The organism is Streptomyces sp. NPDC085927, assembly GCF_044540975.1.
GTDB classification, from domain to species: Bacteria; Actinomycetota; Actinomycetes; order Streptomycetales; family Streptomycetaceae; genus Streptomyces; species Streptomyces hirsutus.
Map to the genome: position 1 here is coordinate 111,088 of NZ_JBITSN010000002.1, position 23,730 is coordinate 134,817.

Below are 23,730 nucleotides of genomic sequence, written 5' to 3' on the forward strand. Positions count from 1 at the left end.
AGTCGTCGCACGCCCCTCGTGGGGACGATGTGTCGTACCCCACACTGGGTGCGGTACCTGAGTCCTCGGAGCGCGGCCGCTCCGTCCCCGACGGGTCCGGACCCCCGCGGCCACGCCCATCGCGTACGGGACGGACAGCGGCGAGGCCACCGGCTCCGCCCCCGAAGTACCGCTGCCGCCCCCCTCGGCAGCGATCATCCTGGAGGTCGCCCCGGTGCAGACCCAGATCCAGACCCTCGCCCAGTCCGCCGCGCGTACGGCCGGTGCGCGGCCCGACGCGGACGTCCTGGTGGCGGTGCCCACGCACAGCCGGGCCGCCCACCACCCCCGGACGGAGCCCGAACCCCCCTCCGAGGCACCCGACCCGGGGAACCCGGCGGACCCCGTGGACGCGGTGGATCCCGTGGACGCGGTGGATCCCGCGGAGGCGGTGGACCCCACGGACGTGGTGGACCCCGTGGAGGCAGCGGACCCCGTGGAGGCGGTGGAGGCGGCCCCGCCGCCGGTGCGCACCGAGTCCGGCAGCCCCTCCTCGGACCTGTTCCGGCAGTACCTGCGGGAGATCGGCCGCATCCCCCTGCTCACCGCCGCCGAGGAGGTCGAACTCGCCTGCCGCGTCGAGGCCGGACTGTTCGCCGAGGAGAAGCTGCGGCTGGCCTCCGACCTGGACAGCAGGCTCACCCTGGACCTGGACCGGCTCGTCGTCATGGGCCGGATGGCCAAGCGGCGGCTGATCGAGGCCAACCTGCGGCTCGTCGTCTCCGTCGCCAAGCGGTACGTGGGCCGCGGGCTGACCATGCTGGACCTGGTGCAGGAGGGCAACCTCGGCCTGATCCGGGCCGTGGAGAAGTTCGACTACGCGCGCGGCTACAAGTTCTCCACCTACGCCACCTGGTGGATCCGCCAGGCCATGTCCCGCGCGCTGGCCGACCAGGCCCGCACCATCCGCGTCCCCGTGCACGTCGTCGAACTCATCAACCGTGTCGTCCGCGTCCAGCGCCGCATGCTCCAGGAACGCGGCTGTGAACCGACCACGGACGAGGTGGCCGCCCAGCTCGACCTGGCCCCCGAGCGGGTCGGCGAGGTGCTGAGGCTCGCCCAGGAGCCCGTCTCCCTGCACGCCCCGGTGGGCGAGGAGGACGACGTCGCCCTCGGTGACCTCATCGAGGACGGCGACGCCGCGAGCCCCGTCGAGTCGGCCGCGTTCCTGCTGCTGAGGGAGCACCTGGAGGCGGTCCTGTCGACGCTGGGGGAACGGGAGCGCAAGGTCGTCCAGCTCCGCTACGGCCTGGTCGACGGCCGTCCCCGCACCCTGGAGGAGATAGGCCGCATCTTCGGCGTCACCCGCGAGCGCATACGCCAGATCGAGTCCAAGACCCTCAACAAACTCCGCGACCACGCCTTCGCGGACCAGCTCAGGGGCTATCTGGACTGAGGCTCCGGCCGGGGCCGGGCAACCCGCTCGTTTAGTGTGATCCTGCGCGGATCGGCGCGGACGTCACACAACCGAACGAGTGGAGTGCCTCGTGGGAGACAGGAGCCTGGAAGGCAAGCGGACGATCGTCACCGGAGGTGCCTCCGGCATCGGCGGGGCGATCACCCGGGTGTTCGCCGGACGCGGCGCCCGCGTGGTCGTCGTCGACCTCCAGGAGGAGGCCGGGGAGAAGCTCGCCGCCGACCTGGGGGAGGCGGTGGTGTTCCTGCGCGGCGACGTGTCCGACCGGGCCGTGGCGGACGCCGCCGTGGCCAGGGCCGTCGAGCACTTCGGCGGGCTGGACGTCCTGGTCAACAATGCCAGCGTCTCCCGGCAGCGCCCCTTCGAGGAGCAGACCGACGAGGACTGGGACCTGGCCATGGGCACCAGTCTCTACGCCACCCGGAACTTCATGCTCGCGGCCCTGCCCGAGCTGAAGAAGGCCGGCGGCGGATCGATCGTCAACTTCGGCTCCGGCGCCGCCCTGGACGGCCAGCCCAACCAGGCCTCGTACGCCGCCACGAAGGAGGCCATCCGCGGCCTGAGCCGTGTCGTCGCCAACGAGTGGGCGAAGCACGACATCCGCGTCAACGTCGTCTGCCCCATGGCGCTCACCGAGGGCGTCGCCCGCTGGGCCGACGCGCACCCGGAGCAGTACGAGCAGTCCGCTGCCAAGGTGCCGCTCGGCCGGTTCGGCGATCCCGAGCGGGACGTCGCCCCCGTCGTCGCGTTCCTCGCCGGCGACGACGCCCGCTACATGACGGGCCAGACCGTCATGGCGGACGGCGGCGCCAACAAGCTGCGCTGACCGCCGGGGCCCGGCCGGCCTGCCGGGCCCCGGCCGCTCAGCCGTCCACCTCGACCACGGCCTGCGCGAACTGCGCCTGATACAGCCGCGCGTAGACCCCGCCGGCCGCGAGCAGCCCGGTGTGCGTGCCCTGTTCGACGATCGACCCGTTCTCCATCACCAGGATCGTGTCCGCGTCCCGGATGGTCGACAGCCGGTGCGCGATGACGAACGACGTACGCCCGTGCGCCAGGTGGGCCATCCCCTTCTGGATCAGCACCTCGGTACGGGTGTCCACGGAACTCGTCGCCTCGTCCAGCACCAGGATCACCGGGTCGGACAGGAACGCCCGCGCGATGGTGATGAGCTGCTTCTCACCGGCGCTCACCCCGCCGCCCTCGTCGTCGATCACCGTGTCGTACCCGTCCGGCAGGGTGCGGACGAACCGGTCGGCGTGGGCCGCCCGCGCCGCCTCCTCGATCTCCTCCCGGGTGACCTTCCGCGAGGCGCCGTACGCGATGTTCTCCGCGATGGTGCCGCCGAACAGCCAGGTGTCCTGGAGCACCATGCCGATCCCGGCCCGCAGTTCGTCCCGGGACATGCGCGCTATGTCGACACCGTCGAGCGTGATGCGCCCGCCGGACACCTCGTAGAACCGCATCAGCAGGTTCACCAGCGTCGTCTTGCCGGCGCCGGTCGGACCGACGATCGCGACCGTGTGCCCCGGATCCACCGTGAGCGACAGGTCCTCGATCAGCGGCTTCTCCGGGTCGTACCGGAACGACACCCGCTCCAGCGCCACCCGCCCGCGCAGCTCGGCCGGCTTCTCGGCCGGCGAGACGTCGGCCGACTGCTCGTCGGCGTCGAGCAGTTCGAAGACCCGCTCCGCCGACGCGACACCCGACTGCACCAGGTTCGCCATCGAGGCGACCTGCGTCAGCGGCATCGAGAACTGCCGCGAGTACTGGATGAACGCCTGCACGTCACCGATGGACAGCGAACCCGACGCGACCCGCAGCCCGCCGACGACCGCCACCAGCACATAGTTGAGGTTCGACACGCAGAGCATCAGCGGCTGCATGACGCCGCTGTTGAACTGCGCCCTGAAGCCGGCCTCGTACAGCGCCTCGTTCTCCTCGGCGAACCGCTTCGCCGACTCCTCCTGCCGCCCGAACACCTTCACCAGGGTGTGCCCGGTGTACATCTCCTCGATGTGCGCGTTGAGGCTGCCCGTCGTACGCCACTGCTGCACGAAGTGCGGCTGCGACCGCTTGCCCACGCGGGTGGCGACCACGAACGACAGCGGCACGGTCACCAGCGCGACCAGCGCCAGGATCCAGGACACGTAGAACATCATCGCCAGCACGCCGATGACGGTCAGCAGCGAGTTGATCAGCTGGCCCATCGTCTGCTGGAGCGTCTGCCCGAGGTTGTCGATGTCGTTCGTCGCCCGGCTCAGCACCTCACCGCGCTGCCGCTTGTCGAAGTACGACAGCGGCAGCCGCGACAGCTTCGTCTGCACGTCCTCGCGCATCCGGTACATGGTGCGGTTCACGGCCCCGTTCACCAGCCGCGTCGCCACCGCCATCAGCAGACCGGCGGCCCCGAACACCGCCAGCGCGAACAGCAGGACGTTGCCCACGGCCGTGAAGTCGATGCCCTCGCCCGGCGTGAAGTCGGTGCTGCGGAGCATGTCCGCGACACCGCCCTCGCCGCGCTCCCGCATCGACTCCAGCACCTGCTCCTTGGTCGCCCCGGCCGGCATGTCCCGTCCGACGATGCCCGCGAAGACCAGGTCGGTCGCCCGGCCGAGGATCTTCGGCCCGATCACGCTGAGCCCCACGCTCAGCACCACGCAGGCCAACAGCCCGTAGATGGTCAGGCGTTCCGGCCCGAACCGCGCGATGAGCCGTTTGCCCGACTCCTTGAAATGCAGCGACTGGTGGTCGGGGCCCGCCCCGGCCCCGGCCCGCGCCATGGCCCCGGCCATCAGGCGGCCTCCGCTTCCGTCAGCTGGGAGAGCACGATCTCCCGGTAGGTCTCGTTGTCCGCCATCAGTTCGTGATGCCGGCCGGTGCCGGCGACCCGGCCCTCGTCCAGGACCACGATCCGGTCGGCGTCACGGATCGTCGCCACCCGCTGGGCGACGATCACCACCGTCGCCTCGGCGGTCTCCTCCGCCAGCGCCGCGCGCAGCGCCGCGTCGGTCGCGTAGTCGAGCGCGGAGAAGGAGTCGTCGAAGAGATAGATCTCGGGGCGCTGCACCAGAGTCCGCGCGATCGCGAGCCGCTGGCGCTGGCCGCCGGACACGTTGGTGCCGCCCTGCGCGATCGGCGCGTCGAGCCCGCCCTCCAGCCGTTCGACGAACTCCCTGGCCTGCGCCACCTCCAGCGCGTGCCACAACTCGGCGTCCGTGGCGTCCGGACGGCCGTAGCGCAGATTCGTCGCCACCGTCCCCGCGAACAGGTACGGCTTCTGCGGCACCATCCCGACCGTCCTCGCGAGCAGCGCCGGATCGAGGTCCGCGACGGGCACGCCGTCCACCAGGATCTCGCCCTCGGTCGCGTCGAACAGCCGGGGAACCAGCCCGAGCAGCGTCGACTTGCCGCTGCCGGTCGAACCGATGACGGCGGTGACCTCCCCCGGACGGGCCACCAGGTCCACCGACTTCAGCACCGGTTCCTCGGCACCAGGGAAGCGGAAGCCGCCGCCCCTGATCTCCAGATGGCCGTGCCGGGGCAGCTCGGTGACGGGCGCGACGGGCGGCACGACGCTGGAGGAGGTGTCCAGTACCTCCTGGATGCGCTCGGCGCACACCTCGGCCCGCGGCACCATCATGAACATGAAGGTGGCCATCATCACGGACATGACGATCTGCATCAGATAGGCGAGGAACGCGGTCAGGTCACCGATCTGCATGCCCCCGCTGTCGATCCGGTGCGCGCCGAACCACACCACCGCGATCGACGACAGGTTCACCACCGTCATCACCACGGGGAACATCAGTGCCAGCAGGTTGCCGGTGCCCAGCGCCACCTCGGTCAGCTCGGCGTTGGCCTTCCCGAACCGCCGCTGCTCGTACGCGTCCCGGACGAACGCCCGGATCACCCGGTTGCCGGTGATCTGCTCGCGCAGCACCCGGTTCACCGTGTCGAGCCGCTCCTGCATGGCCCGGAACAGCGGACGCAGCCGTCGCACGATCAGTGTCACCGAGACGCCCAGCACCGGCACCACCGCGACCAGCACCCCGGACAGCGGCACGTCCAGACCGAGCGCCAGCACGATGCCGCCCAGACACATGATCGGCGCCGACACCATCAGGGTGAACGTCATCAGCGCCAGCATCTGGATCTGCTGGACGTCGTTCGTCGTACGGGTGATGAGCGAGGGGGCGCCGAAGCGGCCGACCTCACGCGCGGAGAAGGACTGCACCCGGTCGAAGACGGCCTCCCGCACGTCCCGCCCCAGCGCCGCCGCGGTCCGGGCGCCGTAGTACACGGCACCGACGTTGCACACGACCTGCGCCAGCGAGATGCCGATCATCAGGGCGCCGTAGGACAGGATGTAGCCGGTGTCCCCCTTGACGACACCGTCGTCGATGATGTCGGCGTTGAGGGTGGGGAGGTAGAGCGTGGCGCAGGTCTGCAGGAACTGCAGCAGCACCAGAAGGACGATGGGTCTTTTGTACGGCCGGAGATGAGTCCGAAGCAGTCGTATCAGCACGCTGAGTCTCTCGGGTGGGCGGCGGGAGCCATTGGTTGCCCCTGGCCCCTATCGTCGGACACTCCACCCGCGTTACCTCAACCGATTTAATCCGTGGAACCGCGTCCCGGTGCCACGGGCCGGCGGGCGCGCGACCCGCGCCCGCCGGCCGCCCGGCCGGTCACATCCGGAACGCCCCCGGGTGGGTCTGCTCGCGCACCGACACGAACTGCTGGCGCACCGCCTGCCCCACCGCCAGGTCGTCGCCCGGCTCCAGCACCTGCGCCACCGCGCCCTGCCAGACGGGCGGCGTCCGCGGGTCGAGGGTGCCCTGGGACACCCCCAGCGCCCACGCCGCCTGCCGGGCGGCGCCGATCGCCGCGTAGTCCGCGGGCTGCGGCACCACCACCTGCGCCCCGAACAGCGAGGGCGCCGCCGCCTGCACGGCGGGCAGCTCCGCGGCCTGCCCCAGCAGGAACACCCGCCGGACCTCCACGCCCCGGCCGCGCATCACGTCCAGCGCGTCCGCGAGCCCGCACAGCATGCCCTCGAACGCGGCCCGCGCCAGGTGCTCCGGCTTCATCGACTCCCGCCGCAGCCCCGACAGGGTTCCGGCGGTGTGCGGCAGATTCGGCGTCCGCTCGCCCTCCAGGTAAGGGAGCAGCACCAGCCCGTGCGAACCCGGTGTCGACTTCATCGCCAGGTCGGACAGGCTCTCCAGATCGGGCAGCCCGAGCAGTTCCGCGGTCCCGCGCAGGGTCCGCACCGCGTTCAGCGTGGTGACGACGGGCAGATGCATGCCGGTGGCGTCCGCGAGCGCGGTGACCATGCCGTGCGGGTCGTAGAGCGCCTCGGGGTGGACCGCCATGACCGAACCGGACGCGCCCAGCGACACCACCGCGTCGCCCAGCCCGATGCCCAGCCCGAACGCCGCCGCCATCGTCTCCCCGGTGCCCGCGGAGATCAGCAGCCCCTCCGGCGTGGCACCGGCCGCGTCGGCCGGGCCGATCACCTCCGGCAGCATGGTCTGGTGCCCGAGCGCCAGCTCCACCAGATCGGGCCGGTAACCCCCGGTCGCCGCCGCCCAGTAGCCGGTTCCGGACGCACCGCCCCGGTCGGTGGTCCGGCGCACCGGACGGCCCAGGAGCTGCCACACCAGCCAGTCGTGGGCCTGGAGCAGCACGGCGGTGCGCGCCGCGTTCTCAGGCTCCGCACGGGCCAGCCAGCGCAGCTTCGTCACCGGGTGCGCCGCCTGCGGAACGCTGCCCACCGCCTGCGCCCACGCCTCCCGGCCGCCGAGCGCGTCGATCAGATCGGCCGCCGCCACCTGGGCCCGCTTGTCGGCGCCGACCATGGCGGGCCGCACGGTGTTGCCCTGGGAGTCCAGCGGCACCAGCGCGTTCGCCTGCGCGGAGACCCCGATGGCCTGCACGCCCTCGAGCAGTCCACCGCCCGCCGCCTCGCCCAGCGACAGCAGCCAGTTCTGCGGATCGACGTCGGACGGGCGGCCCGTGCCCTGGGGGTGGTCCACCGGGTGTGGCGCATACCCCTGTTTGAGCACGGTCCCGCTGTCCGCGTCACAGACGACGATGCGAGTGAAATCGGGCGCACTGTCCAGCCCGGCGACTATCCCCATGGCCAAAATTCTGCCGTACCCGGCGACATCGTGACGCCGGGCCGGTCCGCCGAGGGCTTCCGCCGGGTGTCACCGGTGTCCCGGTCAGGTGTTGCTCGTCCCCCAGTCGTCCTCGCCGGCGCCCTGCGAGGTGCGCTCGCGCAGGGTGCGCACCCGCTGCGCCACCGAGTCGGGCATCCGGTCGCCCACCTTGTCGCTCACCACGTGGTACGCCCGGCCCGCGATGTCCCGGCCCTGCTGCGCCGCGGTCTCCGCGGTGTTGCGCACGGCGGGGTTCTGCGCGAACCGCTGAGCCGACTTCTTCAACTGCTCGTAGCGCTCGCGTCCGGCCCTCGTGCCCAGCACGTAACCCAGGACGACTCCGGTGACGAACGTGAGCCGGTAACGCATGGCGGCCACCCTTCCCTTGTGTAGGACTGCGTGCAGGTTTGCACGGCTCTCCGGTTGCGGCGACAGCGCCGGAGAGTACCGATTGGCGAAGCACCCCCCTGCTTGCGCTAATGTATGTGTCGCAGAGAGCGCGCGCCCCCTGGCGGATACCCAGGTAGGTGCGTTCGATGCAGACGAGGCATTCCTCCGTAGCTCAATTGGCAGAGCAGCCGGCTGTTAACCGGCAGGTTACTGGTTCGAGTCCAGTCGGGGGAGCTCGGTCCTCCGTAGCTCAATTGGCAGAGCAGCCGGCTGTTAACCGGCAGGTTACTGGTTCGAGTCCAGTCGGGGGAGCATGCTGAACGAGGACCCCTCTGGGGGTCCTTTTTCATGCCCGGTTCACGTCCTGGCCGACCGCCCGGAGGGGCCGGGCGGGCCCGGAGACAGCCCTCGGGGCCGCAAGGGGGGCCGTGCCTAGTCGATCATCGAGGCAGGAGATCGTATGAGCGGCTATGCTGCGGCAGACGGCACGCACACCAGTGCGCGACACGCCGCTTGGGGCGGTAGCTCAGCCGGTTAGAGCAACGGACTCATAATCCGTCGGCCGTGGGTTCGAGTCCCACCCGCCCCACCACAGCGGAGCAACGCAGGAACGTTCAGCTGCGCACCGACGTCAGCCCCCTTCCGGTGGAGGGGGCTTCTTCGGCTCCGGAGATCATGGGCCGGCCGCCGGCGGAGATCCGTCCGCGGTCCCGGAACGCGGCGCGGACGGCGGCCACGTAGGCGTGGAACGTCCCGGTGCGGCGGCCACTGTCGCGCGTCGCCCGGCTCAGGTCCCCGCCGGGGAAGAACGCCTCACGCTGGGCCCTGCTCAGCTCCAGCTGCACCCCGGCGGAGGTCAGCGTCCCGTTGCAGATGTTGGCCGGGTGGGCGCCCGCGATCTCGGAGGGCGCGGTGACGACCGGGAATCCGGCGCTCCGCAGACGCCGCGTCAGCCGGGCGACCAGGTCCGTGTCGAGGCCGCCGACGGCCGTCTCGGCCACGCCGGGGGTTCCGGCGCAGCCGTGGAAGGACAGACAGCGGCGGGAGGCGCGGACGAGGCCCGCACCGATCGGCTCGTCGAAGTTCGTGCTGGTGACGTGCAGATCGGCGTTCCCGGACGTCCTGAGTCCGGCGAACTCGTAGTGCGACATCAGTCCGGCGCCGACCGCGCGGGCCGCCTCTCCGGACCCGCCCTCGATGCCGCCGCCGTGGACCGCGATGGAACACCACGTCGCACCGGCGACGAGGACCAGGCGGCGTTCGTAGGCGACACCCTCCGTCTCGACGGCCGCCAGCTCGCCGTAGGAGCCGTACAGGTCGGCCACGGGTCACGCTCCTTGCCTCGTGCGGTCCGTCCGGTCAGAAGTCGGGGCAGAGGTACTCGTGCACCGCGTCCAGGATCTTCCCGCCGGTCTCCGGGGTGTTGATGTCGGGCAGGTCGGCCGGGACGGCGAACCGCTCCAGCGTCTGCCGGATCAGCTTGTCCCTGTCGTCCGGGAAGGCCTTGATGGAGCGGCACTGGTTCAGTCCGCGGCTCATGGCCAGCTCGTCCGTGCCGGGCTCCGAGATACGGCGGTCGATGGCGTCCAGGGCCTCCAGGAACCTGTACCGGGCCGTGGTGCTCGGCTCGGGCGGGAGGCCGGCGGCTTCGCGGGCCCTGTCCTCGGCGTCCTCGGCGCCGGTACCGGCCGACCGGCTGCCGCCGTCGTCCTCGGCGGTGGGCTCTTCTCCGCTGCCGCACGCGGTGAGCGCGAGGGCGAGCACGGTCAGAGCGGCGACGGTCGTGGTGCGGATGCGCATGGTCCCCCCGGGATGACTGGTGCTGTGGGGAAAGCATGGCGGGTGCGCGGCCGGTGCCGGGCGCCGGGACCGCCCGGGACGTGGGTCCGCTGCCCGGACGCTGCACGGCACGTTCCGGGCGTCCGAAGCGTTGGTATCTTCGATGGTGGACGTTTCATATGGTTGAAGGGAGTCGGCCCATGGCGCGCAGTGGCGGCAATGCCGAGCGGGACGGGGCACAACTGCGGCCACGCGAGGACTTCTTCATCGCCGAGCGTCCCGGATACCTGCTCCACAAGGCGGGGCTGCTGCTCCTCGAGGACGTGGAGAAGGCCCTGGAGACGGTCGGCATGCGCAGCAGGTACTTCTTCGTGCTGGCCTCGCTGGCCGGCGGGCCCGAGCTCTCCCAGCAGGACCTGAGCCGGCTGCTCAACCTCGACCCGACCACGGTCGTGACGGTCATCGACGAGATGGAGCGCAACCAGCACGTCGAGCGGCGGCGCAACCCCGCCGACCGGCGGCGGTACAACCTGATCCTCACCGACTCCGGCCGTGCGGCGCTGGCGGCGGTGGACAGTGTGGTCACCGAGGTCGAGACGGCGTTCTTCGGCGCGCTCGACGACGACGAGCGCGAAGTGATGCGCAGGATGCTCGACCGGATGCTGGCGGGCCGCTGGCCCGCCTCCGTCTGTTCCGACTGACGGGAGCGGGCGGCACGGAGGTGAGTTGACGACGGCGCCGGTGGCGTTGGCGGTGGTGCGGGCGGGCCCTTGAGGGTCCGCCCGCTTTCGTTTGCCTGCCGGTTCCCTCCGTCCGACGGTTCCCTCCGCCCGCCCGCAGTCCGTCCGTCGGCCCCCGTCGCCCCTGTCATCCGTGACCGCGTGTGGGTCCCGCCGTGCGGCGGTGCGGGTGACGGCCGGATCCTCGTTACTCACCGTGACTGCAGTTGACCTCGACTTTCCAATCATCTATTTTTCCATCATCGATGAATCCGGTTGATAGGAGAGTCCCCGTCATGTCCGCAGAACGCGCACCATCGCCCGCAAGGTGGTGGACCCTGGGGATCGTCGCGTTGGGCACGTTCATGCTGATGCTCGACCTGAGCGTGGTGGCCGTCGCGCTGCCGGCGATCCACGAGTCCCTGGACAGCAGCTTCGCCGACCTGCAGTGGGTGTTCGACGCCTACGCCCTCACCCTCGCGATCTTCCTGGTGGCAGCGGGCTCGCTCGCCGACCGGCTCGGCCGCAAGCGGCTCTTCCAGGTGGGCTTCGCCATCTTCACCATCGCCTCGCTGGCCTGCGGCCTGGCCGGCGACGCCACCGCGCTGAGCCTCTACCGCGCCGTGCAGGGTGTCGGCGCGGCCGTCATGTTCGCGGTCGGTCCGGCCATGCTCAGCCACGAGTTCCACGGCAAGGAGCGGGCCACCGCCTTCACCGTGTTCGGTGCCGCGGTCGGTGTCGCCGTCGCGGCCGGGCCGCTCGTCGGCGGTTCGCTGACCAGCTCGCTGTCCTGGCGCTGGATCTTCTACATCAACGTGCCGGTCGGCATCATCGCCATCCTCGTCGGCGCGCTGTGGGTGCGGGAGTCGCTCAACCGGCGGGCGCATCCCACCGACTGGGCCGGACTGGCCACCTTCAGCATCGCGCTCGGGGCCCTGGTGTTCGCCACCATCCGGGCGCCCGAGGAGGGCTGGACCAGCGCCAACACGCTCGGCCTGTACGCGGCCAGCGCGGTCTTCCTGGTGGTGTTCGTGTTCATCGAGCGGCGTCTGGGCGAGCGCGCGATGATCGACCTGTCGTTCTTCCGCAACCGCACCTTCGTCGGCATCTCCCTCGTCGCCATGATCGGCAACGCGGGCGCCCTGCCGTCGGTGTTCTTCGAGACCAGCTACCTCCAGAACATGCTGGGCATGGACGCCTGGGACGCGGGGCTGCGGTTCCTGCCGCTGACGGCCGCGATGTTCGTGGCCGGCGCGATCGGCGGCGGACTCATCGGCAAGGTCCCCTTCCGGGTGCTGCTCGGTGGTTCCACCCTCGTCATGGCGATCGGTCTGCTCTTCCTCAATCTGGCGGAGGTCGACTCGGCCTGGACCGTGCTCCTGCCGGCCCTGATCATCGCCGGCTTCGGCATGGGCGCCTTCAACCCGACCCGGGCGGCGCTGGCCATCGGCGTCGCCGAACCGGCCAAGTCCGGTGTCGCGTCCGGCATCAACGAGACCTTCCAGCAGGTCGGTGTCGCCGTCGGTATCGCGGGGGTGGGCGCCTTCTTCCAGAACCGCGTGGCCGACGAGTTCGCCGCGTCGGCGGTCGGGCAGCAGATGGGTGATGCCGCCGCGGAGGAGGCGGCCCACGGCATCAGCGCCGGTGCCTTCGACGCGGTCGCCGCGAACGCGGGGGCGCTGCAGGAGCAGGTGGTCGCCGCCGGACGGGACGCGTTCATGACCGCGTTCCACGGCGCCATGACCATCTGCGCGATCCTCGGGTTCATCGCCGCGCTCATCGGCTTCCTGATGCTGCGGACCAAGGACCTCCACGCGAGCGCGCTGTCGACGATCCCGCCGGACCTCGACGAGGACGGCGAGCTGCGGCCGGACGTGCCGGTGGGCGCGCCCTCCTGATCCGGTCCTGAACCGCCACTGATCCGCTCCTGACCCACCGTCGCCGCACGGCGGCACCGACCCCGACGCGACACCGCAGTGACACCGACGCCCGGCCGGACATCCCGGCCGGGCGTTTTTGTGTGCCGGCAGGGAACTGCTGGGGCGGGTGCTTTTCGAATCCGTGTCAATTGCGAATTCAACCGAAGCGAAAGGCGGGTGAAGCGGAATTCGTACGTCCTTCATTTACGGTGAACGGAGTTCAAGGTTCCGGCCTGATCGAATATTCGCGCAAAGGGAGCGTAAAATAGTGATGGGCATCACAAACCGCCAAGGCTTGTGAATGTTAGAGTCCTGACGTAGAGCGAAGCCGCCCATGGCGGCGACAGGTTGTCGAATGTGCAACCACTACGGGGGAGATCTTGGGGAGGGCCGACCGGACGGGGTTCCGGCCGGCTCCCGCCGAGACACACACATACGTCACGGGGGACGTTCGAGTGAACCGCATTCTGTTCGGCTGTTGCCGTAGATGACGCCGGTGCCGACGTCTGACCGACGTCGGTGACCTGCCCTTTTTCTGGTGTCCGCGTCCGGCGCCCCTGTGTGGTCCGGACGGCGGTGCCCTTTCCGTCCGAGCCGGTGCCGCGGCACAACGCCGTGCCGCGCGCCGCTCCGGGCCGTTCCCGCACGGCCGAATCCATCGGAAGTCGCCGGTCGACCCCTGGCTTATTCCGTGGAAAGGACCGGCCGGTGCCGATTTCGTCTTTGTCATGCGCTGAAATGGAGTGCTCCATGCGCGAATTCGTGTCCGAAAAGCAGCTTGCAGGCGTTCTCTCCGATGAACCGGAAAAGCACCCGGTCGATGCTGCCGCACCGGCCGAGGCGTTGGAGGAGTGGCTGGGTGACCCCGATGTGGAGATGAACTCCCTGTCCTTCGCCCGGAGCCTGGAGCTCGACGAACGTGAGGAATTGCCGGCCGACGGAATCGACCGGGTGCGGGCCTTCGGATTTCACCGGTACTTCGTGCCCGACTGGCTGGGCGGAGACCTCCGGAGCACCGAGGAACTGCTGATGCTCACCCGTGTGATCGCCCGCCGCGACATGAACGTGGCCGTGAGCGAGAGCACCCAGATCTGGATGATGCTCGCCTGGATCGGCGGCGACGCCGGGCAGCGTGCCCAGTGGGCGAGCACGGTGCTGCGCGGAGGGGTCGTCCCCTGCCTGGCCTACTCGGAGCCCGGCCACGGCGCCGACCTGGCCGCCAACGAACTGGTGGCCACCCCGGACGCCGGACAGTACGTCCTCACCGGCGAGAAATGGCCCATCAACCGGGGCCGGACCTCGACCCATGTGGTGCTCCTCGGCACCACGGGCGACGACGGCGTGCCGGCCAAGCGCAAGCAGTCCATGTTCCTCGTGGACCGGTCGCGTGTCGTCTCCGGCGAGGTGACCGGCGTACCCCGCGTCCCCACGTACGGCCTGCGCGGATGCGACATCAGCGGAGTCTCCTTCGACGACGCCCGGGTGGACGCCTCCGCCCGGCTGGGCGCCGAGGGAGAAGGGCTCGAACTGTCCTTGCGCGGCCTGCTGATCACCCGCACCCTGTGCACCGGCCTGTCCCTCGGCACGGGCGACACCATGCTGCGGACGGTGGGCGGCTTCCTCTCCGGCCGGACCCTGTACGACGGGCCGGCGAGCGAGATCCCGTACGTCACCGAGTCCCTCGCCAACGCCTACCTGAGCCTGCTGGTCGCCGAGTGCGAGAGCCTGGTCGCGATGCGCGGACTGCATCTGTACACCGAGGAGTTCAGCGTCTGGGGCAACGCCGCCAAGGTCCAGGTGGCCCGCCTCGTCGACTTCGCCGGCAAGGCGCTCGCCCGCACGCTGGGCGCCCGGTACTACATGCGGGCGGCGGAACACGTCGGCATCTTCCAGAAGATGCTCCGCGACGGCGCCGTCGTGTCCGTCTTCGACGGCAGCGAACCGGTCTGCCTGGACAGCATCACCCAGCAACTGGCCGCCCTCGCCAAGTCCCACGAGCGGCCCCGCGACGAGGACTGGAGCACGCTGTACGACCTGCGGGCCGAACTGCCCCCGTTCGAGCCGGCCCGGGTGAGCGTGTTCGGCCGCGGCCGGGACGCGACCTTCGCTAGCCTCCCCGCCCTCATCGGCCGTCTCGCCGGCCTCGCACCCGACGCCGGCTGCGACGAGGAACGGCTCACCGCACTGCGGACCCGGGCCGAGGAGCTGCGCGCACGGCTCGACGCGCTCTACGCGCGTTTCCACGACCTGCGCAGGGCACCGGCGGCAGCGCCGCCGGCCTCCGCCAAGACCACCCCGCCGCGGCTGATGAGGCTGGCGGAGGACCTGTGCGCCCTGCACGCCAAGGTCGCCGCCCTCGGGATCTGGCTCCACAACCGGGACCACCTCGACGCGTTCTTCGCCGACGGGGCCTGGCTCGAGGCCGCCCTGGCCCGTGAGCAGGTCCACCAGTACGAGGTCGGCGACCTCGACCCCCACACCGCCCGCACCCTCTTCGACCGCATGAACTCCCAGCGCGAGAAGCACGAGTTCTTCTCCCTCAGGACCATGCGCCAGGCCGCCCCGGGCGCGCGCGAGGCGCGCCACGGCGCGGACCGGCCGGCCTCCGCCGCCTGACCCGGCGCCCGCCCGCCGAACGATCGGCCCGACCACCCGACCACCCGACCACCCGACCACCCGTCCCACGATCCGCCTGATCGCCTGATCACCGGCACACCTGATCACCTGCTCACCGGCTCACCGGCTCACCGGCTCACCTGCACACCTGCACACCTGCACACCGGAAGGTTCCGACCTGCGATGAACACCACCGACATGACGCTCGACGACGTGAAGCGCGTCCTCGCCCAGGCGGTCGCCGCCGAGGCCGGCGTACCCGCCGCCGAACTGGCCACCGACCAGCCGTTCACCTCGTACGGCCTCGACTCCATGGCGGCGCTCGCCGTCGGCATGGAGATCGAGGACGCCTGCGGGCTCTCCGACCTGCCGGTGGACCTGCTGTGGGACCACCCGACGGTCGACAGCCTCTCCGAGGCGCTCTGGAACCTGATGAACACCGTGCCCGTCCCGGCCACCGCGGACGGCCAGTGATGACGACCGGGACCCCCATGACCACCGCATCCCCGGCGGCTGCCGTACCGCCGCCCGTCAACGCGCAGCAGGCCGGCCTCTGGTTCATCCACGAGACCGACCCCCAGTGCTCCGCCTACCACATCGTGTTCGGCGCCGAGGTCACCGCCGACGCCGGACTCGGCCACCGGACCGAGGCGATCCTCCGTGACCTGATGGCCGAACACGACGCCTTACGCGTCTGCTTCCGGCCCGGCGAGAACGGGCCGGCGCAGCGGGTCCAGGAGTCCGTGCCGCTCGACATCCGGCACACCGACGCCCGCGGCATGGACCCCAAGGCGCTGCGGGACCGGGTCAGGACCGACACCCGCACACCGTTCGACCTGTCCCGGCCGCCGCTGTGGCGCGTCCACCTGTACCGGACCGCCGAGCGCACCTGGGTGTTCGCGGCCGTGCTGCACCACGCCGCCGCCGACTTCTGGTCACTGGCCCTGCTGCTCGGCGAGGTCCGCGCCCGGCTGGAGGGAACGCAGGGGCAGTTCACCCTGGACGGCGGTGCCTTCGCGTCCTACGCCGAGCAGCAGCGGACCTTCCTGGCCGGCGGGAAGGCCGCCGCGCTGGCCGCCGACGAGGCGGCACGGCTCGCCGACGCCCCTCCCGGCCTCGACCTGTACGGCGACCGGCCCAGGCCGCCGGCCCCGACGTACGAGGGCGGCTCGGTACCGTTCGCCCTGTCGGTCGAAGCGACCGACGCCGTAGGGGAGTTGGCGCGCGAGGCCGCGGCGACGCCGTACATGGTGCTGCTGTCCGCCTACTTCGTGCTGCTGAGCCGGCTGAGCGGCCAGTCCGACGTCCTGGTCGGCACCCCGACCTCCGGCAGACTGCAGCGCCGGTACCGCGACGCGCTCGGCAACTTCGTCAACACCGTCGTCGTACGCGGCGAGGTCGAGGAGACCGCGACGTACCGGGAGGTGCTCGCCTCCGTGCGGGCCCGGGTGCTCGAGGCGATGCGGGCCCAGGAACTGCCGTTCCCCTGGCTGGTCCGGGAACTCGCGCCGCCCCGCGACCCGAGCCGGACCCCGCTGTACCAGGCCGGATTCGCCTGGGACCGGCTGCCGTTCCTCACCGACATGGACGCCTTCTTCCTGCTGGACCCGGACCGGACCGCCGAACTGGACGTCGCCGGAGCCACCCTGCGGCCCTACCCGGTGCCGCAGCAGGAGGGCCAGACGGACCTGTGGGTCGAGATGGGCGGGGAGCGGGACGGCGCCTTCGCGGGTGTCCTGCGCTACAACACCGACCTCTTCGAACCGGGCACGGCCCGCGACCTGGCCGCCGCCTTCGTCGCGACCGTGGAGAGCCTGGTCCGGCAGCCGGACGTCCCCCTGCACAGCCTCGCCCGGGGCGACGAACGCCAGTCGGCGCGGCTCGCCGCCCAGGGCTCCGGCCCCGTACGCGCGCTGCCCGACGCCAGGCTCCCGGACCTCTTCCGGGAGCAGGTCCGGCGCACCCCCGACGCGACCGCCCTGGTCGCCGACGGCGAGGAGTGGAGCTACGCGCGGCTGCTGGAGCGGACCGAGGAGGTCGCGGCGGCCCTGCGCACCGCGGGCATCACCGCGGGCGACCGGGTCGCGGTGATGGCGGAACGCGGGGCCCCGCTGGTGGCCGCCCTGCTCGGCGTGCTGGAGGCCGACGCCGCCTACGTGCCCCTGGACCCCAAACTGCCGGTGGAGCGGCTCGCCTACATGGCCGAGGACTCCCGCGCACGGCTGCTGCTCGGTGAGCGCGGCACGGGGGAGAACACGCTGCCCGGACTCGGACTCCCCGTGCTGCGCCTGGACGACCTGGCGGCGGGCGTCACCGGCGCCGGGAGCCCGGAAGGGACAGGCACGGAGGGGACGGGCACAGAGGGGACGGGCACAGAGGGGACGAACGCGGAGGGGGCGGGCACGGAGGGGACGAACGCGGAGGGGGCGGGCGGGAAGGGGACGGGCCCGGACGGCAGAGGGCTGGCGTACATCCTCTACACCTCCGGTTCCACCGGCCGCCCCAAGGGCGTGGCGATCGGGCACCGCGCCCTGGTCAACCTGCTGCTGTCGATGCGCGAGACCACCGGGTTCGGCGCCGACGACAGTCTGCTCGCCGTCACCACGGTCTCGTTCGACATCGCCGGGCTGGAACTGTTCATGCCCCTGGTGGCCGGCGGGCGCGTGATCGTGTGCGACAGCGACACGGCCGCCGACGGCGCCCGGCTCGCGGTCCGGATCGAGGAGTCCGGCGCGACCTGGATGCAGGCCACCCCCACCTCGTGGCGCATGCTGCGCGACGCCGGCTGGAACGGATCACCGCGGCTGAACGTGCTCTGCGGCGGCGAGGAACTGCCTCTGGAACTGGCCGAGTTCCTGTCCGGCCGGGTGGCGAGCCTGCGCAACGTGTACGGGCCGACCGAGACGACCATCTGGTCCACCGAGGGGCCGGTCGACCCCGCCGCCGGCATCGACATCGGCCGCCCCCTCGCCAACACGCAGCTGTACGTGCTGGATCCGCGGGGACGCGCCGTCGAACCGGGCTTCCCCGGCGAGCTGTGGATCGGCGGCGCGGGCCTCGCCGCCGGATACTGGGACCGGCCCGAGCTGACCGGGGAACGGTTCGTCACCGGGCTGCCCGCCGCCCCGCGGCAGCGGCTGTACCGCACCGGCGACCGGGCCCGCTGGACCAGCGACGGCCGGCTGCTGCACCACGGCCGCCTCGACAACCAGGTCAAGCTGCGCGGCTACCGCATCGAACTCGCCGAGGTCGAGGCCGTGCTGCAGGCGGTGGACGGCGTCTCCACGGCCGTCGTGGTGGTCCGCGACGACCGGCTCGTCGGCTACGTGGTGCCCGAGCCCGGTACCGGTACCGGACCGAGTACGTCCGAGATCAAGAAGGCGGCGGCCGTGTCGCTGCCCCCGTACATGGTCCCGGGCATCCTCGTCGTCCTGGACGAACTCCCGCTGACCGCCAACAAGAAGATCGACCGCAACCGGCTGCCGGAGCCCGAGGTCACCTCGGACGCCGTCTTCGAGAAACCGCGCGACGCCACGGAGATCACGCTGGCCCGCATGTGGACGGAGATCCTCGGCATCCCCGAGGTCGGCGTGCACGACAACTTCTTCGACGTGGGCGGTCATTCGCTGCTCGCCGTGCGGCTCAGCGCCGCCATCCGCGAGGAATGGGACGTGGAGATCCCGATCTCCGAGCTGCTGCGGCAGGGCACCATCGCCGAACTGGCCACGACCGTGCGGCACGGCGGCCAGGAGACCTCCCGCGTCCCGGTCGTCACCCTGCGCGAGGGGGAGGAGGGAAGCAGGCCGCTGTTCCTGTTCCACCCCTTCGGCGGCACCGTCTTCTGCTACGTCGAGCTGACCCGCCACCTGCCCCCGGGCCGCGCGGTCCTGGCGGTGGAGGCACCCGGTATCGAGAGCACGGGCGAGGCCGAGGTGAGCGTCGAGGGGATGGCCGCCCGGTACATCGAGTACCTCAGGGAGATCCAGCCCACCGGGCCGTACGCCCTCGGCGGCTGGTGCTTCGGCGGGGTGATCGCCTACGAGGTGGCCGGGCAACTGCGTGCCGCCGGTGAGGAGATCGAACTCCTCGCCGCCATCGACAGCCGCGCCCCGATCGAGGAGAACATCCCGGAGACCGCGGACGACGCGACGATCCTGTCGTGGTTCGCGCGGGACCTCGCGGTGCCCTACGGGAAGAGTCTCGACATCCCCGCGGAGGACCTGCGGGAACGCGGCGGCGACGCCGCGTTCGACCACATCCTGGCCCGGGCCGCCGCCATCGGCGTCCTCGCCGAGGACGCGGACCGCGACCAGATCCTGCGCTACTTCGAGGCGTACCTCGCCAACGGCATCGCCCTGCAGACCTACCTGCCCGAGCCGAACGACCTCGACCTCCTGCTGCTCCGCGCCGTGGACGAACCCGTCGACTACGGGCCGGAGCTCGGCTGGGACACGCTGATCAAGGGATCGCTCCGGGTCGTCGACGTCCAGGGCGACCACAACTCCGTCATGTATCCGCCGCACGCCGCCGTCGCCGCCGAGGCGATCGCACCGCACATGGGAGCACACCAGCGATGAACACCGCATCCCTCAGGGCCGAGTACGAGTTCGACCTTCCGGTGCCGCCGAAGGAGGCCTTCGCCTGGCTGTCCGACCCCGCCCGCGACCCCGAGTGGCAGGCCGGCTGCGTGGACACGAAGCTGCTCAACGGGGCCGCGCGCGAGGGCTGCCGGTACGAGATCACCTTCGCGCTGATCGGCAAGCGGATGACCTTCACCGTCGACATCACCGAGTACGAGCCGGGCCACCGGTCCCGGTTCCACGTGGTGGACGGGCCGTTCGGCTACACCGGCACCTACGACTACACCGAACGCCCGGACGGCACCACCGGCGTGCACTGGACGTTCGACGTCGAGCCCGGGGACTACTTCGGGATCATGCCGAAATCCCTGCTGCGCAAGGTGCTGGTCAGCCAGGTCAAGAAGGACTCCGGCCGGCTCGCCGACCGGCTCGCGCAGGCGGAGCGGCCCCGGTCGTCCTGACCCGGGTCCCGGCGCGCCCGCACGATCACACCCGCGTCCTGACAGGAGAAGTCATGCCAGGGGAAACCCCTCAGCACGGGATCACACCCCCGTACGGGATCACATCCGAGTACGGGGCCACACCACAGCACGAGAACACGCACACGTACGCGCACACGCCGCAGTCCGCGGGCCGGCCGCGCCCGAAGGCCGTCGTCACCGGTGTCGGCACCACCACCGCGCTCGGCGGTGACGTGGCCACCACCTGGGACGCGTTGCTCCGCGGCGAGAACGGCATCCGGCTGCTGGACGGCGAGGACTGGACGAAGGACATGCCCCCGGCGCTCGGCGGGCGGGTGAAGACCGAACCGGGACCCGCGCTCGAGCACAAGCAGCGCCGCCGGCTGAGCCGTTCCGCCCAGCTCGCGGTGACGGCCGCCGCGGAGGCCTGGAACGACGCCGGCCTCGACGGCGCCCCGGCGGAGCCGCGCCGGGTGGCCGTGGTCGTGTCGGCCGCCCTGGGCGACATGAACGCGATGATCAGCGGCTGGGAGGTGCTCAAGAGCCGGGGCTGGAACCGGGTGCCCCCGCTGACGGTGCCGATGTCCATGGGCAACGGCTCCGCGGCCGCCGTCGCCCTGCTGGTGAACGCGCGGGCGGGGGTGCACGCCACGGTCAACGCCTGCTCCTCCGGGACGCAGGCGCTGGCCACCGCGGCCGAGCTGATCCGCCGCGGCGAGGTGGACGTCGTCGTGGCCGGCGGCACCGAGGCGCCACTGCACCCGCTGGTCCTCGCCTCGTTCGGGTCGATGCGGGCCCTGTCGAAGCGACTGGACGACCCGGCCTCGGCGTCCCGCCCGTACGACGCGGACCGCGACGGAATGGTGCTCGGCGAGGGGTCGGGCATCCTCGTCCTGGAGTCCGAGGAGCACGCACGGGAGCGCGGCGCGCGGATCTACGCCGAACTCGCCGGCGTGGGCAGTTCCTCGGACGCCTACGACATGGTGCAGCCCGACCCGGCCGGGGCCGGCACCGCCAGGGCCATCCGGGACTCGCTCGCCGACGCGGGGGCCCGGCCCGAGGAGGTGGTCCACCTGAACGCCAACGGCACGGCCACGCTCCCCGGCGACGCGGCCGAGGGACACGGCATCCGGGCCGTGTTCGGGGACGCCGACCGGGGGCCCGCGGTCTCGGCGAACAAGTCGATGACCGGGCACAGCCTGGGCGCGGCCGGCGCGATCGAGTCGATCGCCACCGTCCTCTCCCTGTACCACGGCCTCGTGCCGCCGACCCGCAACTTCACCCGGCTCGGTGAGGACCTGTCGGTCGACATCGTGCACGGCAGCCCGCGGAAGCTGGAGGGCGAGCAGAACGTCGCGGTGAAGAACTCGGCCGGGTTCGGCGGGCACAACGTCGCCCTCACCTTCCGCGGCGTCCCCGCCCGACGGCACCCGTAACACCAACACCCGTAACGACAACACCGGTAACACCCGTATCCAGACGTGGAGTTGTTCCAGTGACAGCGATTGACCGCACCGTGGTCGTCACCGGTCTCGGTGCCACCACACCACTCGGCGGGAACGCCGCCTCCACCTGGCGGGGTCTGCTGGCCGGCCGCTCCGGGGTCCGCCCGCTGAGGCACGACTGGACCCGCGAGGTCCAGGTGCGCATCGCCGCCGAGGCCGCCGTGGAGCCGAGGGAGGTGCTGCCCGCGTCCGAGACCGGCAAGCTGGACCGCGCGGCCCAGTTCGCCCTCGTCGCGGCGCGCGAGGCGTGGGCCGACGCCGGGTTCACCGGCCGGGCCGGCGCGGACGCCCCGGTGGACCCGGACCGGCTCGGCGTGGTCGTCGCCTCCGCCATCGGAGGGATGACCTCGCTGCTCGACCAGTACGAGATGCTCAAGCAGCAGGGCCCGCGCGGGGTCTCCCCGCACGCGATGCAGATGATGATGGCCAGTACGCCGTCGGCCACCGTCGGCCGGGACGTCAACGCCCGGGCCGGGGTGCACAGTCCGGTCAGCGCCTGCGCCACGGGCGCCGAGGGCATCGGCTACGCCATCGAGATGATCCGTACCGGCCGCGCCGACATCGTCCTCGCGGGCGGCACCGAGGCGGCCATCTGCTCGCTGAACATGGCCGCCTTCGGCAACATGATGGCGATGTCCAAGCGCAACGACGACCCGGAGGCGGCCTCCCGCCCCTACGACGTCGACCGGGACGGCTTCGTCATGGGCGAGGGCGCGGGCGTCCTGGTGCTCGAGGCGGCCGAGCACGCGGCCCGGCGCGGCGCCCGCGTGTACGCGGAGGCCGTCGGGCAGGGGCTCTCCGCGGACAGCCACCACATCACCCGGCCCGAGCCGACGGGCCGCGGCATCGCCGCCGCGCTGAGCAACCTGCTGGAGGCGAACGACCTGAAACCCGCCGAGATCGTGCACGTCAACGCGCACGCCACCTCGACCCCGACGGGGGACGTCGCCGAGATCACCGCGCTGCGCACGGTGTTCGGCGACGACACCGACCGCTTCGCGGTCTCCGCCACCAAGTCCATGACGGGCCACCTGATGGGCGGGGCCGGCGGGGTCGAGTCCGTCGCCGCGATCCTCGCGCTGCGGGACCGGCTCGCGCCCCCGACCGTCAACCTGGACACCCTCGACCCCGGGGTGGCCGCGGACATCGTCCGCGACGAGCCGCGTCCGCTGCCCGAGGGGCGGATCGCCGCCCTGAACAATTCCTTCGGATTCGGCGGCCACAACGTGGTGCTGGCGTTCCGGACCCGGTGACACCGCTCGGCGCGCTCACCGGTGGGGCGTGCCCGGGTCCGCCCCCTCCGGGTCCGTTCCGGCCCGGGGCGGGCGGAGGTGGCGGGCGAGGGCCGCGGCCAGGGCCTTTTGCACCTCCTCCGGAGGGCGGGGGTCCGCCCGGCCGGCATCGGCGGTCACCGCCGTGGCGACCGTACGCAGCGGGGCGCCGGACAGCCGGGAGGCCTCGCGCAGGATGCGCCAGGCGGTGTCCGAGCCGCAGCCGTGGGCGGCCATGAGGAGGCCGCGGGCCCGGTCGACGGCCGGCCGGGCGGCAATGGCCTCCCGGAGCCGTTCGGCCTCCTCCTCCCGCACGGGCGGCCGTTTCGCCGGCTCCTCCGCCACCGCCGGGGCGGCGGCGGGCGCCGGCGCGCGGTCCTCGCCGGGAGAGCGCAGCGGGTCGGTGGTGTCCAGGCCGACGAGTGCCAGGATGCGGCGCGGCTGACCGGTCCACCCGGTGGCCGTGACCGGCACCGACCGCCGGCGGCCGTGATCGCGCAGGACCTCCAGGAACCGCAGTCCCGCCGTGTCCATGAAACGCACCCCGCTCATGTCCAGGTCGACGCGGGCCGTGCGGGCGGGCAGCCGGGCCAGCTTCCGGGCGAGGGTGTCCGCGCAGCCGTGGACCAGTTCACCGCGCGGGGTGAGCAGCGCCCGGTCCGCGTCCATGCGCCCACCGATGACCAGGGTGCCGCGTCGTTCCGGGAAAGGCCGTTCCGGGAAAGGGGGTGGGGCCGCGGAGGTCATGACACCGCCTTGTCGGTACGCGTGCGGGCCGTCGGGCGTGCGGTTCGGTCGCCGTGGACCGGGCGGCAGGGCGTGCGGTACATGCGGGAGCGTGCGCGGTCCATGCAGTGTTCGCGGGTGCGC

General features: G+C 71.8%; 16 protein-coding genes, 3 tRNA genes and 1 pseudogene. 13 read left to right on the top strand and 7 right to left on the bottom strand.

Annotated features, from left to right (window positions below):
* Positions 1–29: 29 nt before the first annotated feature.
* Together ACIF80_RS05430 and ACIF80_RS05435 are read left to right on the top strand one after the other, a co-directional pair.
* Positions 30–1,435 (top strand): annotated as a pseudogene (locus ACIF80_RS05430) (sigma-70 family RNA polymerase sigma factor).
* A 91-nt stretch (positions 1,436–1,526) separates the two neighbouring features.
* Positions 1,527–2,282 carry an SDR family NAD(P)-dependent oxidoreductase gene (locus ACIF80_RS05435; RefSeq protein ID WP_399799677.1) on the top strand — a complete coding sequence of 252 codons (756 nt, stop codon included), beginning with the start codon at positions 1,527–1,529 and terminating at the stop codon, positions 2,280–2,282.
* 37 nt (positions 2,283–2,319) lie between these two features.
* Here ACIF80_RS05435 and ACIF80_RS05440 read toward each other — a convergent pair whose 3' ends face one another.
* The 4 genes from ACIF80_RS05440 to ACIF80_RS05455 all read right to left on the bottom strand — a co-directional run bounded on the left by ACIF80_RS05440 (position 2,320) and on the right by ACIF80_RS05455 (position 7,989).
* On the bottom strand, positions 2,320–4,251 hold the full coding sequence (locus tag ACIF80_RS05440) for an ABC transporter ATP-binding protein (RefSeq protein ID WP_399799679.1): 1,932 nt from the start codon (positions 4,249–4,251) through the stop codon (positions 2,320–2,322).
* A complete protein-coding gene (locus ACIF80_RS05445) occupies positions 4,251–5,984 on the bottom strand; it encodes an ABC transporter ATP-binding protein (protein ID WP_399799682.1) in 1,734 nt (577 codons plus the stop codon). The genes ACIF80_RS05440 and ACIF80_RS05445 overlap by 1 nt, the downstream gene beginning before the upstream one ends.
* 160 nt (positions 5,985–6,144) lie before the next feature.
* Complete coding sequence (locus ACIF80_RS05450) at positions 6,145–7,599, bottom strand: FGGY-family carbohydrate kinase (protein ID WP_399799684.1); 1,455 nt, start codon at positions 7,597–7,599, stop codon at positions 6,145–6,147.
* Positions 7,600–7,683: 84 nt separating this feature from the next.
* Entirely contained in the window at positions 7,684–7,989 is a 306-nt protein-coding gene (locus ACIF80_RS05455; protein ID WP_055627734.1) for a hypothetical protein, read from the bottom strand.
* Between the two features lie 182 nt (positions 7,990–8,171).
* Here ACIF80_RS05455 and ACIF80_RS05460 point away from each other — a divergent pair.
* The 3 genes from ACIF80_RS05460 (at position 8,172) to ACIF80_RS05470 (ending at position 8,602) form a co-directional block, all read left to right on the top strand.
* Positions 8,172–8,244 (top strand) — tRNA-Asn (locus ACIF80_RS05460).
* A 5-nt stretch (positions 8,245–8,249) separates the two neighbouring features.
* A tRNA-Asn gene (locus tag ACIF80_RS05465) sits at positions 8,250–8,322 on the top strand.
* 203 nt (positions 8,323–8,525) lie between these two features.
* Positions 8,526–8,602: transfer RNA gene (locus ACIF80_RS05470), tRNA-Ile, on the top strand.
* 22 nt (positions 8,603–8,624) lie between these two features.
* Here ACIF80_RS05470 and ACIF80_RS05475 read toward each other — a convergent pair.
* Both ACIF80_RS05475 and ACIF80_RS05480 read right to left on the bottom strand, forming a co-directional pair.
* Complete coding sequence (locus tag ACIF80_RS05475) at positions 8,625–9,335, bottom strand: poly-gamma-glutamate hydrolase family protein (RefSeq protein WP_399799687.1); 711 nt, start codon at positions 9,333–9,335, stop codon at positions 8,625–8,627.
* A 34-nt stretch (positions 9,336–9,369) separates the two neighbouring features.
* Positions 9,370–9,810, bottom strand: coding sequence for a hypothetical protein (locus ACIF80_RS05480; protein WP_399799690.1), 441 nt, complete (start codon positions 9,808–9,810; stop codon positions 9,370–9,372).
* Positions 9,811–9,989: 179 nt separating this feature from the next.
* Here ACIF80_RS05480 and ACIF80_RS05485 point away from each other — a divergent pair, with 179 nt between their 5' ends.
* The 8 genes from ACIF80_RS05485 to ACIF80_RS05520 all read left to right on the top strand — a co-directional run bounded on the left by ACIF80_RS05485 (position 9,990) and on the right by ACIF80_RS05520 (position 22,842).
* Positions 9,990–10,490, top strand: a complete 501-nt coding sequence (locus ACIF80_RS05485) for a MarR family winged helix-turn-helix transcriptional regulator (RefSeq protein ID WP_399799692.1) — start codon at positions 9,990–9,992, stop codon at positions 10,488–10,490.
* Positions 10,491–10,804: 314 nt separating this feature from the next.
* Positions 10,805–12,406: an MFS transporter gene (locus tag ACIF80_RS05490; protein WP_399799694.1), complete on the top strand. Its 1,602-nt coding sequence runs from the start codon at positions 10,805–10,807 to the stop codon at positions 12,404–12,406.
* Positions 12,407–13,177: 771 nt separating this feature from the next.
* Positions 13,178–15,043 (top strand): acyl-CoA dehydrogenase, encoded by a 1,866-nt coding sequence (locus tag ACIF80_RS05495; protein ID WP_399799697.1) that lies wholly within the window; start codon positions 13,178–13,180, stop codon positions 15,041–15,043.
* A gap of 183 nt (positions 15,044–15,226) precedes the next feature.
* On the top strand, positions 15,227–15,517 hold the full coding sequence (locus ACIF80_RS05500) for an acyl carrier protein (RefSeq protein ID WP_399799699.1): 291 nt from the start codon (positions 15,227–15,229) through the stop codon (positions 15,515–15,517).
* 17 nt (positions 15,518–15,534) lie between these two features.
* The gene (locus ACIF80_RS05505; RefSeq protein WP_399799701.1) at positions 15,535–19,620 is read left to right on the top strand and encodes an amino acid adenylation domain-containing protein; all 4,086 of its coding nucleotides are present in this window, start codon (positions 15,535–15,537) and stop codon (positions 19,618–19,620) included.
* A complete protein-coding gene (locus ACIF80_RS05510; RefSeq protein WP_399799703.1) occupies positions 19,617–20,084 on the top strand; it encodes an SRPBCC family protein in 468 nt (155 codons plus the stop codon). The genes ACIF80_RS05505 and ACIF80_RS05510 overlap by 4 nt, the downstream gene beginning before the upstream one ends.
* Positions 20,085–20,137: 53 nt before the next feature.
* Entirely contained in the window at positions 20,138–21,520 is a 1,383-nt protein-coding gene (locus ACIF80_RS05515; RefSeq protein WP_399799705.1) for a beta-ketoacyl-[acyl-carrier-protein] synthase family protein, read from the top strand.
* Positions 21,521–21,579: 59 nt separating this feature from the next.
* The gene (locus ACIF80_RS05520) at positions 21,580–22,842 is read left to right on the top strand and encodes a beta-ketoacyl-[acyl-carrier-protein] synthase family protein (RefSeq protein ID WP_399799707.1); all 1,263 of its coding nucleotides are present in this window, start codon (positions 21,580–21,582) and stop codon (positions 22,840–22,842) included.
* Between the two features lie 15 nt (positions 22,843–22,857).
* Here the strand turns inward: ACIF80_RS05520 and ACIF80_RS05525 are convergent, their stop codons facing one another.
* The gene (locus ACIF80_RS05525; protein ID WP_399799709.1) at positions 22,858–23,607 is read right to left on the bottom strand and encodes an ANTAR domain-containing protein; all 750 of its coding nucleotides are present in this window, start codon (positions 23,605–23,607) and stop codon (positions 22,858–22,860) included.
* Positions 23,608–23,730 lie beyond the last annotated feature (123 nt).

What these genes read in the sequence shown, in the direction of transcription:
- ACIF80_RS05525 (WP_399799709.1), bottom strand. Translation starts at nt 23,607, where the DNA reads ATGACCTCCGCGGCCCCACCCCCTTTCCCGGAACGGCCTTTCCCGGAA.
- ACIF80_RS05510 (WP_399799703.1), top strand. Translation starts at nt 19,617, where the DNA reads ATGAACACCGCATCCCTCAGGGCCGAGTACGAGTTCGACCTTCCGGTG.
- ACIF80_RS05440 (WP_399799679.1), bottom strand. Translation starts at nt 4,251, where the DNA reads ATGGCCGGGGCCATGGCGCGGGCCGGGGCCGGGGCGGGCCCCGACCAC.
- ACIF80_RS05455 (WP_055627734.1), bottom strand. Translation starts at nt 7,989, where the DNA reads ATGCGTTACCGGCTCACGTTCGTCACCGGAGTCGTCCTGGGTTACGTG.
- ACIF80_RS05515 (WP_399799705.1), top strand. Translation starts at nt 20,138, where the DNA reads ATGCCAGGGGAAACCCCTCAGCACGGGATCACACCCCCGTACGGGATC.
- ACIF80_RS05505 (WP_399799701.1), top strand. Translation starts at nt 15,535, where the DNA reads ATGACCACCGCATCCCCGGCGGCTGCCGTACCGCCGCCCGTCAACGCG.
- ACIF80_RS05450 (WP_399799684.1), bottom strand. Translation starts at nt 7,599, where the DNA reads ATGGGGATAGTCGCCGGGCTGGACAGTGCGCCCGATTTCACTCGCATC.
- ACIF80_RS05480 (WP_399799690.1), bottom strand. Translation starts at nt 9,810, where the DNA reads ATGCGCATCCGCACCACGACCGTCGCCGCTCTGACCGTGCTCGCCCTC.
- ACIF80_RS05495 (WP_399799697.1), top strand. Translation starts at nt 13,178, where the DNA reads ATGCGCGAATTCGTGTCCGAAAAGCAGCTTGCAGGCGTTCTCTCCGAT.
- ACIF80_RS05490 (WP_399799694.1), top strand. Translation starts at nt 10,805, where the DNA reads ATGTCCGCAGAACGCGCACCATCGCCCGCAAGGTGGTGGACCCTGGGG.
- ACIF80_RS05485 (WP_399799692.1), top strand. Translation starts at nt 9,990, where the DNA reads ATGGCGCGCAGTGGCGGCAATGCCGAGCGGGACGGGGCACAACTGCGG.
- ACIF80_RS05500 (WP_399799699.1), top strand. Translation starts at nt 15,227, where the DNA reads ATGAACACCACCGACATGACGCTCGACGACGTGAAGCGCGTCCTCGCC.